This is a genomic window from Escherichia sp. KS167_9B, assembly GCF_030295215.1.
Classification (GTDB): domain Bacteria; phylum Pseudomonadota; class Gammaproteobacteria; order Enterobacterales; family Enterobacteriaceae; genus Escherichia; species Escherichia coli_F.
On sequence record NZ_AP025754.1, the window covers coordinates 2,533,050 to 2,547,909 of the forward strand.

A 14,860-nucleotide genomic window follows, 5' to 3' on the forward strand; every position below is an offset into this window, starting at 1 on the left:
GTGCTCACCACCAGGCGTGGAAGTGGTGAACCGGACCAATACCGTGACCAACTTCCAGCGTGTCGGCCTGGGCTAATGCCGATGAAAGCCAGCTTTTTGCCTCCTGTACGGTGTCAGCCCAGTTTGTATGGCGCGGGCGCAGTGCAGCCAACGCCGCAGAGAGCGTACAACCAGTGCCGTGGGTGTTTTGGGTCATAATGCGCGGTGCGGTAAACCGTTGTTCACCCTCGCGGGTAAACAGCCAGTCCGGGCTTTGCTCATCATCCAGATGACCACCTTTCATTAGCACTGCGCCACAGCCCATCGCCAACAGCGATCGCCCTTGTTCCAGCATTTCCTGTTCGTTGCGCGCGTGTGGCGCGTCGAGCAAGGCGGCTGCTTCGGGCAAGTTTGGCGTTATTAATGAAACCTGTGGCAATAATCGACTGCGCAGCGTAGCAACCGCCGAAGGTGAAAGCAGCGGGTCGCCGCTTTTTGCCAGCATAACGGTGTCGAGCACCACGTTTTGGATCTGATAACGTTGCAACCGTTCTGCCACCGCTTCAACAATATCAGTTTCCGCCAACATACCGATTTTAGTGGTATCGATTCGCACATCGCTGAACACCGAATCGAGCTGGGCGGCGACAAAATCAGGCTCAATGCGATACACCGACTGTACGCCACGGGTATTTTGCGCCACCAGTGCAGTAATCACTGAGCAACCATAAGCGCCAAGTGCCGAGAACGTTTTGAGATCTGCCTGAATTCCTGCGCCACCACTGGGATCAGTGCCTGCAATTGTCAGAGCGTTAATTCGTTTCACGCCTGCACCTCCTGCGTCAATTGCCAGAGCGCATCAAGAAAATGGGGAACAAAACTGCCAGGCCCTTCACTTCTGGCGACGGCGCGTTCTCCGGCTTGTTTCATCCAGTGACAGGCAGATGCGATATTTTCCAGCATATCGCCAGGTAATGCACAACAGGCAGCGACAACTGCCGATAATGCACAGCCAGTTCCTACCACTTTGGTCATTAACGGATTGCCGCCGTGAATGCCAACGGTGCGACGACCATCGGTAACATAATCCACCTCGCCTGTGACCACGACGATTGCGCCAGTTTCCCGTGCCAGTGTTTGTGCAGCGGGTATCGCATTAGCTGCGGCGTCAGTGGTGTCCACTCCCCGTCCACCATTAGCAACGCCAGCTAATGCCATGATTTCCGAAGCATTACCACGTATCGCTGCCGGTTTAAAAGATAAAAGTTCATGACAAAAACGGCGACGATAATCGAGTGCGCCAACCGCGACCGGATCAAGCGTCCAGGGGGTTTGAGAGTGTGTTGCCTGTTCAACGGCAGCACGCATCGCCTGTGCGCGTGGCTGCGTCAGCGTGCCGACGTTAATTAGCAAGGCACTGGCGATAGCCGCAAACTGACTGGCTTCTTCGGTTTCGATAACCATCGCTGGCGATGCACCGAGCGCCAGCAAGGTATTGGCAGTAAAGGTTTGCACCACATCATTGGTCATGCAATGCACAAGAGGGGAATGTTGGTGAAAAAGGTGTAACGCGTGCGCAGATTGCGCGGAACTCAGCAGGTCGACTTGCATAGTTTGCTCCTGCCATAACGTGAAGAAGCAATGACCTGGTGGTCCGTGACTTCCCTACGCTGGCATTATCCAGATCAGGTGATACGGGTATTTCTCAGCCTTCACGCAGAAGGGCACCCCGAGTCGTTTGGTTGAATCTCTATATTTTGTGCCAGATTAGGGGAAGAGGCTTGCAGATGCAAGCTCGCCTCCATTCATCGCTTCTTCATTGTGACCCCATTTTGTACTCCATATCAGAAATGAAAAAGAAACAATCCACATCCATTATTCATATGGTAAAAACTATTGATTATCTTATTTATCTAATTTATATTATTTATCTAAATTTGATAGGTGAGATAAAAAATGACAGAAACCCAGATCTACGAGAACATTAAGCAAGCCATTAGCAGCGCACCACGAAATAGCCAAACGATGGAAATGCACCTCCAGATGATCAAATACGCTGACCATCTTAAAAACGTCACGGCAAAAGAGTTTTGCGAAGGTGTAGGACTTAAAGCCAGCTTTGGTACAGAGTTCAGCAAAATGAGAAATCTTACCGAGCGACTCAAAGCCGCCGGACTTGATACCACGAAGTTATAACAAACGAAATCATCAATATATTACTTTTGTTTTCCAGGGTTCCCTGTATATGTGTACCTATGATCATAAACACCAGTTACCACCACGTAGCTGATACCATAATATTTTCATTTTTACTTTAAATAAAGAGATAAGTTTAGAGAGTGGAATAATTAAGGTCTATTTCCTCTAGCTTTTTGAGATTGAAAGTTGAGAAAGATAATTCTTTCATCTCAATAACACCGAAGTTTGATAGCTGTTTAAGCCACAGTTGAAGACCAGCATCAGAGCAACCTGCTCGATGTGTTACATCACTATATTTTATTAGTGTTGATTTCCTCTTATAGAGATAAACAAGGACTTCATAGATGCGTTCTCCGGTGTCATTGGATACGCGCTATACCACCATTCTTGGCTAAATATTGGTTCATAATCATACTTTAATTAAAATGGATCTAAAAATTCATCATAGATGGCTGGATTTTTCATAGAAAAATATGTTTGAACACCATTTGATATTTTTATTTATTGATCACAGGTTAACGTTCTTGAATATTCTATAAATGATGCCTCCTCTATTCTAACTCTACCCACGCAATATATATACAACCCTACCTATACTCGAAGTACGTTCAACACATAAGACAACGAAAAGTAGTTGTGTGCTGTAAAATTTAAATATCTTAATAATTAATTTCAAGAGCATGCTGTGCCCCCTATATTATGCAAATGAAAAGTAGGAAAAAATCCATAAGACACATTAAACGATTACAATAATCAAACCTATATTAAGGTGAATAGAAGGTATTCGAATGAGTCATTTCTAATATTTTTAGTCTTACGGGCAAAGGCTATCTATTACCTAACATACAATGGAAAGCGGGAAAGTATGTAGATAGTGCAACTTGTTCCCTGAACTGCTGTTTATCCAACCTATTGCTATGAAAGTACGTAATAATTTCAAACCTAAACAATACCATTACTAAACAAATGAAAACTTGTTCATTTTACTAATTAATAGTTTTATAATGACTACCCCAAAATAGGTAACTCAAATCCAAGCAAAGGGAAAATATGAAGAGTAAAATTTTTGCTGCACTTCTGCTACTACCTCTATTTACTTATGCAAGCTCCTATAAATGTGATGCTCTTCAGCAGGGTCAAATTGGCAGCAATGGGAAAACCGTTACGGCACAATCCTCCATCGATATTGACGGCAAACAGATGCATTTTAGCTTGAACGGAGTGAGTTGGGATCTTTCATATATTGGTGAAAAACAGATTGCAAAGATGTATAGCACCGAAAGCGGGAACGTCTCTGTATCTTTCATTGATGCCAATCCCATCATCTTCGTGCTACATCTCGTAAACGATGATGGTAGAAAAGGCACTTACAACATCAGTGAATGTTCTGAATTATAAGAGGCTACAATGAAAAAACTACTCGTTACCGTCATCTTTGTGGCAATGATGCCAAATGCATTCGCACTAAGTCACGGAGACAGCGCAACACTTAAAGAAGGTACATTTAACTGTAAAAAGTTAACTGACTTTTACGAGATGATCAGTTACATTCAGGACAATGACCAACAGGCTATGCTGAGTCTCATTACATCCAATAAATGTCGCGTGTTAGATGAATCAATGACAGTAGAAATCCAGAGCGTCGATGACAAAGGTTTTGTTTCATTCATAACTCCAGGTGGTCATGGTGGCTGGGCTGTGAAGCAATTTTTCGAAAATTAATCAAACTATATCCTCGAATGGCGTGTGTCCTCACGCCATTTACTCTAATTCAGCTTAACGTCACTTGTCCCTCTATTTATTGCCTCAACTACGGCCATATTAGGCACTTTCATTTGATATAAGAATCCAGCACCTTCAGAACGACATCCAGATCTTCTTCACGTTTTAGCTCATCCCCCTGGTGAACGATGTGTTCCGTCAGATGCCCCTTAATCACTTCGCGCATCAGGCCGTTTACCGCGCCACGGATAGCAGCAATCTGTTGTAGAACAGCTGCGCATTCGTGCGGCTCGTCGAGCATTTTCTTGAGCGCCACGACCTGGCCCTGAATCTTACTGGCACGCGCTTTCAGTTTCTGTTTATCACGGATTGTATGAGACATGGCAACACCTGGTTAACAAGAACATGAAAAATCATAGCACTATTAATCTACTGGGGGGTAGTATCATGTACTGGGGGGGAGTAGAATCAGATTGTCGAATTAATACTAAGAATTATTATCATGACTGAATTTACCACTCTTCTTCAGCAAGGAAACGCCTGGTTCTTCATTCCCAGCGCCATCTTACTTGGTGCGCTTCATGGCCTGGAACCAGGGCACTCAAAAACGATGATGGCGGCGTTTATCATCGCCATCAAAGGCACCATTAAACAGGCGGTGATGCTCGGACTGGCAGCAACCATTTCGCATACCGCGGTGGTCTGGTTGATTGCCTTTGGCGGGATGGTGATCAGCAAACGTTTTACTGCTCAATCTGCAGAACCGTGGCTCCAGTTGATTTCCGCGGTGATCATTATTGGCACCGCGTTCTGGATGTTCTGGCGTACCTGGCGCGGCGAACGTAACTGGCTGGAGAATATGCACGGGCATGATCATGAGTATCATCACGATCACGAAGATCACCACGACCATGGACATCATCACCATCACGAACATGGGGAGTATCAGGATGCTCATGCACGAGCCCATGCCAATGACATCAAACGACGCTTCAATGGCAGAGAAGTGACCAACTGGCAAATTTTATTGTTTGGGTTAACAGGTGGACTGATCCCCTGCCCGGCAGCAATTACCGTGCTGTTGATTTGTATTCAGTTGAAAGCCCTGACACTAGGCGCAACACTGGTCGTCAGTTTCAGCATTGGCCTGGCGTTAACGCTAGTCACCGTAGGCGTTGGCGCAGCAATCAGCGTTCAGCAGGTCGCAAAACGCTGGAGCGGATTTAACACTCTCGCTAAACGTGCCCCCTATTTTTCCAGTCTGTTGATTGGCTTAGTTGGGGTGTATATGGGCGTGCATGGCTTTATGGGCATTATGCGATAGGCTGCATGTTATCTTCAGCCCAGGATGATTCTTAAATCAGCTATTTCCGCTGGCTCTCTGCTCGCTAAGGATGCTTTTAGGGCATCCTTTCATTTACACTTTTTACGAAATCATGGGATCACTAACAAAATATCGCTTGTCAGTTATATTGTATGGCAGGAAAGATATGCGACTGATATTACAGATCCCCAAAGTGGAGAGTATATGACCATTAAAAATAAGATGTTGCTGGGTGCGCTTTTGCTGGTTACCAGTGCCGCCTGGGCCGCACCAGCCACCGCGGGTTCGACCAATACCTCGGGAATTTCTAAGTATGAGTTAAGCAGTTTCATTGCTGACTTTAAGCATTTCAAACCAGGCGATACCGTCCCAGAGATGTACCGCACCGATGAGTACAACATTAAGCAGTGGCAGTTACGTAACCTGCCCGCGCCTGATGCCGGGACGCACTGGACCTATATGGGTGGCGCGTATGTGTTGATCAGCGACACCGACGGTAAAATCATTAAAGCCTACGATGGTGAGATTTTTTATCATCGCTAAAAAAAGCCCCCTCATCATGAGGGGGAAATGCAGACACCTTGTTATTTTTTATTATTAGCCACTTGCTCGTCTTGCTTGTTATTAGTCGTATTTCACGTTGATTAATGCGGTTGCCTCCAGTGCGCCAGATTTAATTTTATTTGTATCGTAGACGTAGTAACTGGCAGTTATCGGAATTGAAACCGTTGTATCTGTAAGTATTGACTTTGCCGCAATTTCTTTTAAATTTGTGTATTCTTTACTGCTGTTAGTGATATTTAAAAGTGTGACTGGAGAACCATTACTTTCAAGAATAAATCCTACACCATTATCTTCCGCACCTTTCAGTATTGTGTTGCTGTTGGTTAACAAGTCAGAACTTGATAAATACACCTGCATTTTCCGTGATGTTTGATTTTGTTGACCTAATAAGTTTTTACAACGCAGAACAATATCCCCTTTGTTACTATTTATTGTTGCTTTGTTACCTGTAGCTGGTAATTGTGAAACGGGAATACTCTCTAAAGTAATTAATAAATCGTCCGGTTTGCAGGTTGTGGTTATCGGGTTGTATGACAATGTCAGATTAAAGGAATAGACACCTGCATTTTGTGCCAATGCATTTCTGTAGCTATTTACACATGCATCCCATGACTTGCCACCGAATAAACACAGTAAAAATTGTACTGCAGCACTCCCGCGTGTCGATGATGAAGCACTGGATAATGTCGCAACACCATTAATCATCACTGAACCGCCGCCCCCCGCAGAAACATTCACTTTTGCATTACTGGCCGCAGGTGTCACCGTTACCGAATAACCATTGGTGAAACTGGTCTGATTATTTGACAACGTGATGTTGTTTTTATTGGCCCATTCAAAATGTAAATTTAATTTAATGGTATCGTTATAAAGTCCAACAATAACATCCGACGGGCTCATAGGGGTGATAGTATTTGTACTCACGCATGACGAATCATTAAAATTATGCTCATATGTTGCCATTTGTGTTTGAGTAAGTGCAAAATCCCCCTGAACAATCAAATTGTGCTGAACAGATAACTCACTATAACATGCTGCATAGCTCACAGGCATAACCATCATCGTTAATATAAATAGCATTATGCGAATTTTCATAGAACCACCTGACTATTACTGGCAAATATAATTTCTACTTTCATCAATCTCTTTACCGAAGGTGATTGTGCATGAAAGCCCTTGTTGCTTATCAATTGCTACATTAACCGATGGCGGTACTTCATTGGTGCGAATAAATAACTGGCTTCCCTGGCCGACAACGCCAATATTATGACCATGGATATCATTGACTTCATAACCAAACGTTAATGGTTGCCCATCCGTTCTTAACGCTTTTATAAACCAGGGCTTGCGCTGATCGGTATCAAAATTAACCAGTACAACCGCGCCGCGAAAAGGGGCGGCAATGTTCCGGTTGCCACGTAATTCTGCTTCGCTATCGCTTTGCGACACATCCAGCATCAGGTGATTTTCCCGATAAGGTGTCATTCCGTCGTATACCACCACTCCATTACGGTTTGTTGTGCGATATTTTTGCCCATTGACATAAGCATCTTTAATTCCTGGCGCATTCATCACAGCAAACGTTTCGGAAAGACGGTTCGCCAGATTAACGCCACCCGACCAGGCGACAATGCCCCCTGAAATACTGGCTCCAGCTTGTCGATAAGCACTCGACTGACTATAACTGCCATTCACTGTCGCAACCGGCGCGTTCCAGGTCAAATTCGCGCCAGCTGTCGTTTCATTTCCCTGATGCTGATGACTTAAGTTGACCCCATAGTTAAATTGATCCCGGCTTCCAACGGTTCCCGATAATCCCGTATTATTTGAGGCAAACCCCTGATCATCAAACGTCGTTGAGTTAGATATATATATTTGCCGACGAGGCGTCGTAACGTCATCACCCCAATCAAAGGGAATCGCTATAAAAATATTAAAACGTTTCTCTTCATGATGATTCTCGTCATAAGCCTGGCTTGCCGCGAGGGTATAGCTTATCCGTCGCAGGTTGTTGGAATAACTCAACTGATAATCCTTACTGCTGCCGCTACGCCCCCAGTAATCTCGCCATAACGTACTTAAGGACACAGAACCCCAGCCTTCTGGCAATGACTGGCTCATATTGGCAGAAAAGCTATTTTTACGGCCAAAATCGTTCTGGTAATAATCGGCAATGTCATAGATATCGTTTTCATCACGGCGATAATTATCTTTATTGTTTGCCCAAACGTGATCGTTAAATGTCCGGTAATCACGCGACGAATAACGCCAGGCCGCCAGACCAAAACGCGTCGACGTTTGGCTCACAAATTTGTTGTAGGCAATTTGATAACTTTGCCCGTCAAACACATCGCCGTTGTCTTGTTTACTATGCGACTTCGTGGCATCGACGGAAATGGCACCAATGCGTGTATTCCAGCCAGTCCCCAAAGTGAACGCGTAATAATTATTCGCGACCATCGATCCGCCATACAGCGTCAATAAGTTATTAAAACCATACTGATAACCCGCCTGAACAAAATCACTTTGTTTGCTCGCCCCTTCAATATGGCTACGACCTGCCGCAAAATCATATTTCGACACGCCGGGTTGCAGCATATTCGGCACTGCTGCATAAGGCACCAGATAGGTGGTTACCGAACCGTCCGCCTCTTTCACGCTGACATCAAGATCTGCTCCACCACCGGCCAACTGCAAATCTGTAATCGCAAACGGGCCAGGAGGAACCTCTTTCTGATAAACCACAAAACCGTTCTGTTCAATAGTTACCAGCGCGTTACTCTGAGCAATCCCCTGCACCCGTGGAGTAAAATTTTGTTTCGAGTTAGGCAACATCTGCATATCACGAAACAACCGCACACCGCTGAAGCGAACAGAATCAAAAATATCGCTTGATGTGTACATATCACCCACGCGAAGCGTGCCGAGAAGTTGGGCAAATCCACGTTCCAGATACAGGGTATTGCTTTTCCACACCCCTGGATTGCTATTTGTTTTACTTAAACTGGCATCAGAATGCAGTTGCCACCCCAGTAAGTTTAACCCGCTGTTAAAACGTACATATGTACTCTTGCTATTACCCGACGCTTTATAGTCGCTGTAATACTGACTCACATAATAAGAGGTATAAAACGCATTAATACCCCGCTCCCAGTTTTCCGGTGGAACATAGCCACTTTCCAGTTCTTCCACCCACGCCTGCGGTACACTGAAATCGAGACGAAAAACTCCGATATCCCAGGTATAGCTCCCACCGTGAACAAGTTGCTCAAATGTTAAACATTGCTTACCGCTGGCAAAGTTATCGGTATTAATGCCTAACCGCTTGATAATTTCCCTTGATAAACATGTTTCTTGCGGGTTGTCTTTAACAATAATCTCATATTTCCCGCGCCATTGCTTATTGACATAAATATCGATGTCATACTGCCCCGGCAAGGGTTGATTATCATCAAGACGAATATTTGCAACCTGCTGGTCTTTCATTCCACCTATCATAAAATGGGTATCAAAGGTTTCTTCAGCTGCATAAGCTTCAATGCCGAGCAATAACGCTACGATTGCTGATGCAAGTGGGGTCATTCTCAACATAGGCAGCTCCTGCAATTAAATTTTGTCACTAATATAGTTGCCATGGTCATCGATAATGGTCAGATACCAGTTATTCGCATTATTACTTTTGACATTAATACTCTGACTTTCTAAGGGGGCAATCATAATAGTTTCATAATTGACTTTGACATTATTAGCTTTGACATCCGAAATCGTTACCCAATTTGCTGAGTCATTTTTTATCACCAATCCATTGCCACTGCGATTTACCAGTAACTTTTTAAATGTCGCTTTATTTACCGGTGCAATACCCGCAGGCCGGTAAAACAATTTGATTCTGTTTTGCATTGCAAATTTCAGTGCATTCTTGCCCTCTTGCTCTGGACTATTTGGTGGAATATCCAGAACATTCAGATAAAAAATGCTCTCTTTATTAGTGGGCAGTTTATTCGACATAATTTTGATTTTTACTTGCTGCCCGGAATTTGCCCCTATTTTGGCCACTGGTGGCGTTAACATGAAAGGAACCTGAATTTTTTCTGGTGGTAACGACGTATCGCCATCATCAATCCACGCCTGCAGCAGCGAAGAACGGTTTCCCTGGTTCATCAACTGCACCATCACTTCTTTATTTTCTGCCGGGTAAATAATGCGCGTCCCGTAGATAACAATTCCGGCATGCGCAGGAAGGACCATAGAAGAAATGAGTAAAGCTAATAATCCTTTCATCTTAATGCCTCTTAAATTAAAAGGCCGCCATGGGGATAGCGGCCATGTTTATTACCTGGAGAAATTTGAAATTTTATTTATTAATCCTGCGCCACACGCATAACCAGAGAAGATAACACATCACCTGATTGCACTGAATTATCTGTCAGCTTCAGGTATTTTGCTTTAAACGGAATAGCATATTGACCTTCCGCTGTTTTATAACTCTCAATGTTAAAAGGTGCAGAAACATCCAGGACATCGCTGTTATCACCTAAATAGAGATAGTACCCCACGGTATCGTTGCTACTGGCTATCGCCTTATCGTTTCCGGTTATTTTATCGTTGGTAATCAACGAGAGTTTTACACCAGCAACTTCTTTCGGACAGCTAATTTTTAACATGCTGCTGGTTACACCGACTGCATCATCATAGGTCGAGTATTTAGCTTTACCTTCAAAGACAGTGGTTGGTACAGTTGGCATATTAATACTTACTGAATCACCACCCGCTTCGAATTTACACGGAGATTCTGCAATATTCCCTTTAATGGTTAATGTTCCGGTATCAACGTCTGCGGCAAATACCCCAGCGCTCATAAAAAAAGAAGAAAAGACAGCGGCAGCAATAATTGAACGTTTCATAATATGTTCCTTAATAAAATTTATTTTTTGGTTGTTAAGAGTCTGTATCTCTTGGAAACAAATTTCTCACATCAAAAAAGTTGCCGCAATGTAAACATATTGTTTTATTGATTTAAAACAAATTAACTATTGCAATATAAATACAACAAATACTTAAGCATATTAAATATTTATCACATCTATTAATTAATGCAGATTTTTTTAAATGGTATTATTAATATCAATAAAAAAGCTTAAATCATTCACACGAATGATTTCAGCTTTCTAAATCCGCTTAAAAAACCAGGGTGGCAAATTAATCGTAGCGATTTAACACGATTCGACGTTTGCTATCACTACCTGCAACAACCACTTCTGTCGTCACACCTTTAACTGGCGAAGAAACCTGATGACGAGTATCAACATTATACGTTAACTGACCACAATGCTGTTGAGGTTGACCATTAACCATAGCCATACTGCATGTTGGGGGACTGATCCTGCCATTAATCGTTAATGTGGCAGTCTGTGAAGAGAACGCGGGAGAAGCCATTCCATAGGCAAGAAAAATAATTCCTGACAGCCAGTACTTATTCATTGAACGTTATCCCTGTAGTAAAGGTTATGCCTGGATAGAATGAGTGCATAACAAACTATAGCTGTACATCCACTACACAGCCACGAAGGATGATAATGAAGCATTGCCTGTACAATCAATCGACTTTATAGAGTTTCGGACGAAGGTCCGCAGAATATTCGCAGCATTAAATAAGTGTTCATTAATGCGGCAAAAACAAATACACCGCATCAATGTAACATCTCTGCGGTGTACGAAAAACAACCAAAAAGGTTAATACGCGTCAGACCGCGCGGAAGGAAATCTCGCCAGGAATGACTTCTCCCTGCCAATAAAGCTGGGCTGCAACGCGGTCAGCCAGCTGGCGGTAGATAGCAGTAAATTCGCTCTCCGGACGGCTGATAACCGTTGGCGTGCCTTTATCGAGATCTTCACGTAAGGAGATGTGTAACGGCATCTGCCCCAGCAACTGCGTGTGGTATTTCTCGGCCAGTTTCTCTGCACCACCGGTACCGAAAATCGGTTCATGGTGACCACAGTTACTGCAAATATGCACACTCATGTTCTCGACAATACCGAGCACCGGAACCTCGACTTTCTCGAACATCACAATGCCTTTTTTCGCATCGATCAACGCAATGTCCTGCGGGGTGGTGACCACTACCGCGCCAGTTACTGGAATGTTTTGTGCCAGTGTCAATTGAATGTCACCGGTGCCTGGCGGCATATCAAGCACCAGATAGTCGAGATCCGGCCACAAGGTTTCCTGCAACATCTGCATTAACGCCTTGCTCGCCATCGGACCACGCCACACCATCGCATTGTCGTCAGTGACCAGATAACCAATTGAATTGGTTGCCAGTCCATGAGACATAATCGGTGCCATATGGGTACCGTCCGGCGAAGTTGGACGCTGATTTTCTGCGCCCAGCATGGTGGGTATTGATGGGCCGTAGATATCGGCGTCCAGAATGCCGACTTTCGCCCCTTCCGCCGCCAGTGCCAGCGCCAGATTTACCGCCGTGGAGGATTTACCCACGCCGCCTTTACCGGAGCTGACCGCAATGATGTTCTTCACGCCGTTAATTCCCGGCTGATTCTTCACGCGTTTTAAGGTGGCGATATTGTGCGACAGTTTCCAGTCGATAGCTTTCGCCCCGGTGATGCGCAGCAGTTCAGCGCTACATTGCTCTTTTAACTCTTCGAACGCGCTATGCCAGACGAATGGCATAACCAGTTCCACATGCAACGTGTCGTCCATCCAGGCGACATGGTGCAACGCTTTCAGCGTGGTGAGGTTATGCTTCAGGGTTGGGTGCTGAAAATTGGCCAGTGTCCCGGCGACCATTGCGCGCAAGGCTTCTGGTGATTTGGCCTGGGATTGTTCGTTCATCCCGACTCCTTTTTTGTATAGATAAACCATCAGCTGATAGTTTACCTGAAGAATATAGAGAAGTACTTACTTAACATTTTCCCATTTGGTACTATCTAACCCCTTTTCACTATTAAGAAGTAATGCCTACTATGACTCAAGTCGCGAAGAAAATTCTGGTGACGTGCGCACTGCCGTACGCTAACGGCTCAATCCACCTCGGCCATATGCTGGAGCACATCCAGGCTGATGTCTGGGTCCGTTACCAGCGAATGCGCGGCCACGAGGTCAACTTCATCTGCGCCGACGATGCCCACGGTACACCAATCATGTTGAAAGCTCAGCAGCTTGGTATCACTCCGGAGCAGATGATTGGCGAAATGAGTCAGGAGCATCAGACTGATTTCGCAGGCTTTAACATCAGCTATGACAACTATCACTCGACGCACAGCGAAGAGAACCGCCAGTTGTCAGAACTTATCTACTCTCGCCTGAAAGAAAACGGTTTTATTAAAAACCGCACCATCTCTCAGCTGTACGATCCGGAAAAAGGCATGTTCCTGCCGGACCGTTTTGTAAAAGGCACCTGCCCGAAATGTAAATCCCCGGATCAATACGGCGATAACTGCGAAGTCTGCGGCGCGACCTACAGCCCGACTGAACTGATCGAGCCGAAATCGGTGGTTTCTGGCGCTACCCCGGTAATGCGTGATTCTGAACACTTCTTCTTTGATCTGCCCTCTTTCAGCGAAATGCTGCAGGCATGGACCCGCAGCGGTGCGTTGCAGGAGCAGGTGGCAAACAAAATGCAGGAGTGGTTTGAATCTGGCCTGCAACAATGGGATATCTCCCGCGACGCCCCTTACTTCGGTTTTGAAATTCCGAACGCGCCGGGCAAATATTTCTACGTCTGGCTGGACGCACCGATTGGCTACATGGGTTCTTTCAAGAATCTGTGTGACAAGCGCGGCGACAGCGTAAGCTTCGATGAATACTGGAAGAAAGACTCCACCGCCGAGCTGTACCACTTCATCGGTAAAGATATTGTTTACTTCCACAGCCTGTTCTGGCCTGCCATGTTGGAAGGTAGCAACTTCCGTAAGCCGACCAACCTGTTTGTTCACGGCTATGTAACGGTGAACGGCGCGAAGATGTCCAAGTCTCGCGGCACCTTTATTAAAGCCAGCACCTGGCTGAATCATTTTGACGCTGACAGCCTGCGTTACTACTACACTGCGAAACTCTCTTCGCGCATTGATGATATCGATCTCAACCTCGAGGATTTCGTCCAGCGCGTGAATGCCGATATCGTTAATAAGGTTGTAAACCTGGCATCCCGTAACGCGGGCTTTATCAACAAGCGTTTTGACGGCGTGTTGGCAAGCGAACTGGCTGACCCGCAGTTGTACAAAACCTTCACGGATGCCGCTGAAGTGATTGGTGAAGCATGGGAAAGCCGCGAATTTGGTAAAGCAGTGCGCGAAATTATGGCGCTGGCTGATCTGGCTAACCGCTATGTCGATGAACAGGCTCCGTGGGTGGTGGCGAAACAGGAAGGCCGCGATGCCGACCTGCAGGCAATTTGCTCGATGGGCATAAACCTGTTCCGCGTGCTGATGACTTACCTGAAGCCGGTACTGCCGAAACTGACCGAGCGTGCAGAAGCATTCCTCAATACGGAACTGACCTGGCATGGTATCCAGCAACCGCTGCTGGGCCACAAAGTGAATCCGTTCAAGGCGCTGTATAACCGTATTGACATGAAGCAGGTTGAAGCACTGGTGGAAGCATCTAAAGAAGAAGTGAAAGCCACTGCCGCACCAGTTACTGGCCCGCTGGCAGATGATCCGATTCAGGAAACCATCACCTTTGACGACTTCGCCAAAGTTGACCTGCGCGTGGCGTTGATCGAAAACGCAGAGTTTGTTGAAGGTTCTGACAAACTGCTGCGCCTGACGCTGGATCTCGGCGGTGAAAAACGCAATGTCTTCTCCGGCATTCGTTCTGCTTACCCGGATCCGCAGGCACTGATTGGTCGTCACACCATTATGGTGGCTAACCTGGCACCACGTAAAATGCGCTTCGGTATCTCCGAAGGCATGGTGATGGCTGCCGGTCCTGGCGGGAAAGATATCTTCCTGCTAAGCCCGGATGCCGGTGCTAAACCGGGCCATCAGGTGAAATAATCCCCCTTCAAGGCGCTGCATCGACAGCGCCTTTTCTTTATGAATTCCTAAAGT

At 45.5% G+C, this 14,860-nt stretch carries 15 protein-coding genes and 1 riboswitch; of the genes, 6 read left to right on the top strand and 9 right to left on the bottom strand.

Features of this window, described 5'->3' with window-relative positions:
• Positions 1-4: 4 nt before the first annotated feature.
• Together thiD and thiM are read right to left on the bottom strand one after the other, a co-directional pair.
• Positions 5-805, bottom strand: a complete 801-nt coding sequence (gene thiD, locus QUE34_RS12715) for a bifunctional hydroxymethylpyrimidine kinase/phosphomethylpyrimidine kinase (protein WP_032303342.1) — start codon at positions 803-805, stop codon at positions 5-7.
• A complete protein-coding gene (thiM, locus tag QUE34_RS12720; RefSeq protein WP_032303344.1) occupies positions 802-1,590 on the bottom strand; it encodes a hydroxyethylthiazole kinase in 789 nt (262 codons plus the stop codon). The genes thiD and thiM overlap by 4 nt, the downstream gene beginning before the upstream one ends.
• Positions 1,591-1,624: 34 nt before the next feature.
• A riboswitch (TPP riboswitch) is annotated at positions 1,625-1,721 on the bottom strand.
• Between the two features lie 214 nt (positions 1,722-1,935).
• Between thiM and QUE34_RS12725 the strand changes: the two genes are divergently transcribed.
• The 3 genes from QUE34_RS12725 to QUE34_RS12735 all read left to right on the top strand — a co-directional run bounded on the left by QUE34_RS12725 (position 1,936) and on the right by QUE34_RS12735 (position 3,900).
• On the top strand, positions 1,936-2,175 hold the full coding sequence (locus QUE34_RS12725) for an HTH-like domain-containing protein (RefSeq protein WP_032303346.1): 240 nt from the start codon (positions 1,936-1,938) through the stop codon (positions 2,173-2,175).
• A 1,053-nt stretch (positions 2,176-3,228) separates the two neighbouring features.
• A complete protein-coding gene (locus QUE34_RS12730) occupies positions 3,229-3,576 on the top strand; it encodes a hypothetical protein (RefSeq protein WP_032303347.1) in 348 nt (115 codons plus the stop codon).
• 9 nt (positions 3,577-3,585) lie between these two features.
• Complete coding sequence (locus QUE34_RS12735; RefSeq protein ID WP_000735648.1) at positions 3,586-3,900, top strand: outer membrane protein; 315 nt, start codon at positions 3,586-3,588, stop codon at positions 3,898-3,900.
• A gap of 109 nt (positions 3,901-4,009) precedes the next feature.
• Here the strand turns inward: QUE34_RS12735 and rcnR are convergent, their stop codons facing one another.
• Positions 4,010-4,282: a Ni(II)/Co(II)-binding transcriptional repressor RcnR gene (gene rcnR, locus QUE34_RS12740; RefSeq protein ID WP_000019944.1), complete on the bottom strand. Its 273-nt coding sequence runs from the start codon at positions 4,280-4,282 to the stop codon at positions 4,010-4,012.
• Between the two features lie 120 nt (positions 4,283-4,402).
• Between rcnR and rcnA the strand changes: the two genes are divergently transcribed.
• Together rcnA and rcnB are read left to right on the top strand one after the other, a co-directional pair.
• Positions 4,403-5,224 carry a nickel/cobalt efflux protein RcnA gene (rcnA, locus tag QUE34_RS12745; protein ID WP_000134589.1) on the top strand — a complete coding sequence of 274 codons (822 nt, stop codon included), beginning with the start codon at positions 4,403-4,405 and terminating at the stop codon, positions 5,222-5,224.
• A 204-nt stretch (positions 5,225-5,428) separates the two neighbouring features.
• Positions 5,429-5,767 carry a Ni(II)/Co(II) efflux transporter accessory subunit RcnB gene (gene rcnB / locus QUE34_RS12750; RefSeq protein WP_000153067.1) on the top strand — a complete coding sequence of 113 codons (339 nt, stop codon included), beginning with the start codon at positions 5,429-5,431 and terminating at the stop codon, positions 5,765-5,767.
• A gap of 81 nt (positions 5,768-5,848) precedes the next feature.
• Here the strand turns inward: rcnB and QUE34_RS12755 are convergent, their stop codons facing one another.
• The 6 genes from QUE34_RS12755 to apbC form a co-directional block, all read right to left on the bottom strand.
• Complete coding sequence (locus QUE34_RS12755; protein ID WP_286338968.1) at positions 5,849-6,883, bottom strand: putative fimbrial-like adhesin protein; 1,035 nt, start codon at positions 6,881-6,883, stop codon at positions 5,849-5,851.
• Positions 6,884-6,898: 15 nt separating this feature from the next.
• Complete coding sequence (locus QUE34_RS12760; RefSeq protein WP_032303349.1) at positions 6,899-9,379, bottom strand: fimbrial biogenesis outer membrane usher protein; 2,481 nt, start codon at positions 9,377-9,379, stop codon at positions 6,899-6,901.
• 15 nt (positions 9,380-9,394) lie between these two features.
• Entirely contained in the window at positions 9,395-10,069 is a 675-nt protein-coding gene (locus QUE34_RS12765; RefSeq protein WP_000677343.1) for a fimbria/pilus periplasmic chaperone, read from the bottom strand.
• Positions 10,070-10,149: 80 nt separating this feature from the next.
• The gene (locus tag QUE34_RS12770; RefSeq protein WP_000830468.1) at positions 10,150-10,692 is read right to left on the bottom strand and encodes a fimbrial protein; all 543 of its coding nucleotides are present in this window, start codon (positions 10,690-10,692) and stop codon (positions 10,150-10,152) included.
• 295 nt (positions 10,693-10,987) lie between these two features.
• The gene (locus QUE34_RS12775) at positions 10,988-11,269 is read right to left on the bottom strand and encodes a YehE family protein (RefSeq protein ID WP_032303350.1); all 282 of its coding nucleotides are present in this window, start codon (positions 11,267-11,269) and stop codon (positions 10,988-10,990) included.
• Positions 11,270-11,531: 262 nt separating this feature from the next.
• Positions 11,532-12,641, bottom strand: a complete 1,110-nt coding sequence (apbC, locus tag QUE34_RS12780; RefSeq protein ID WP_001005448.1) for an iron-sulfur cluster carrier protein ApbC — start codon at positions 12,639-12,641, stop codon at positions 11,532-11,534.
• A 131-nt stretch (positions 12,642-12,772) separates the two neighbouring features.
• Between apbC and metG the strand changes: the two genes are divergently transcribed.
• Complete coding sequence (gene metG, locus QUE34_RS12785; RefSeq protein ID WP_010359719.1) at positions 12,773-14,806, top strand: methionine--tRNA ligase; 2,034 nt, start codon at positions 12,773-12,775, stop codon at positions 14,804-14,806.
• The last annotated feature ends 54 nt before the right edge of the window (positions 14,807-14,860 follow it).

Coding starts and splice junctions, on each gene's coding strand:
- thiM (WP_032303344.1), bottom strand. CDS start 1,590: ATGCAAGTCGACCTGCTGAGTTCCGCGCAATCTGCGCACGCGTTACAC.
- QUE34_RS12725 (WP_032303346.1), top strand. CDS start 1,936: ATGACAGAAACCCAGATCTACGAGAACATTAAGCAAGCCATTAGCAGC.
- QUE34_RS12730 (WP_032303347.1), top strand. CDS start 3,229: ATGAAGAGTAAAATTTTTGCTGCACTTCTGCTACTACCTCTATTTACT.
- QUE34_RS12735 (WP_000735648.1), top strand. CDS start 3,586: ATGAAAAAACTACTCGTTACCGTCATCTTTGTGGCAATGATGCCAAAT.
- rcnR (WP_000019944.1), bottom strand. CDS start 4,282: ATGTCTCATACAATCCGTGATAAACAGAAACTGAAAGCGCGTGCCAGT.
- rcnA (WP_000134589.1), top strand. CDS start 4,403: ATGACTGAATTTACCACTCTTCTTCAGCAAGGAAACGCCTGGTTCTTC.
- rcnB (WP_000153067.1), top strand. CDS start 5,429: ATGACCATTAAAAATAAGATGTTGCTGGGTGCGCTTTTGCTGGTTACC.
- QUE34_RS12755 (WP_286338968.1), bottom strand. CDS start 6,883: ATGAAAATTCGCATAATGCTATTTATATTAACGATGATGGTTATGCCT.
- QUE34_RS12760 (WP_032303349.1), bottom strand. CDS start 9,379: ATGTTGAGAATGACCCCACTTGCATCAGCAATCGTAGCGTTATTGCTC.
- QUE34_RS12765 (WP_000677343.1), bottom strand. CDS start 10,069: ATGAAAGGATTATTAGCTTTACTCATTTCTTCTATGGTCCTTCCTGCG.
- QUE34_RS12770 (WP_000830468.1), bottom strand. CDS start 10,692: ATGAAACGTTCAATTATTGCTGCCGCTGTCTTTTCTTCTTTTTTTATG.
- QUE34_RS12775 (WP_032303350.1), bottom strand. CDS start 11,269: ATGAATAAGTACTGGCTGTCAGGAATTATTTTTCTTGCCTATGGAATG.
- apbC (WP_001005448.1), bottom strand. CDS start 12,641: ATGAACGAACAATCCCAGGCCAAATCACCAGAAGCCTTGCGCGCAATG.
- metG (WP_010359719.1), top strand. CDS start 12,773: ATGACTCAAGTCGCGAAGAAAATTCTGGTGACGTGCGCACTGCCGTAC.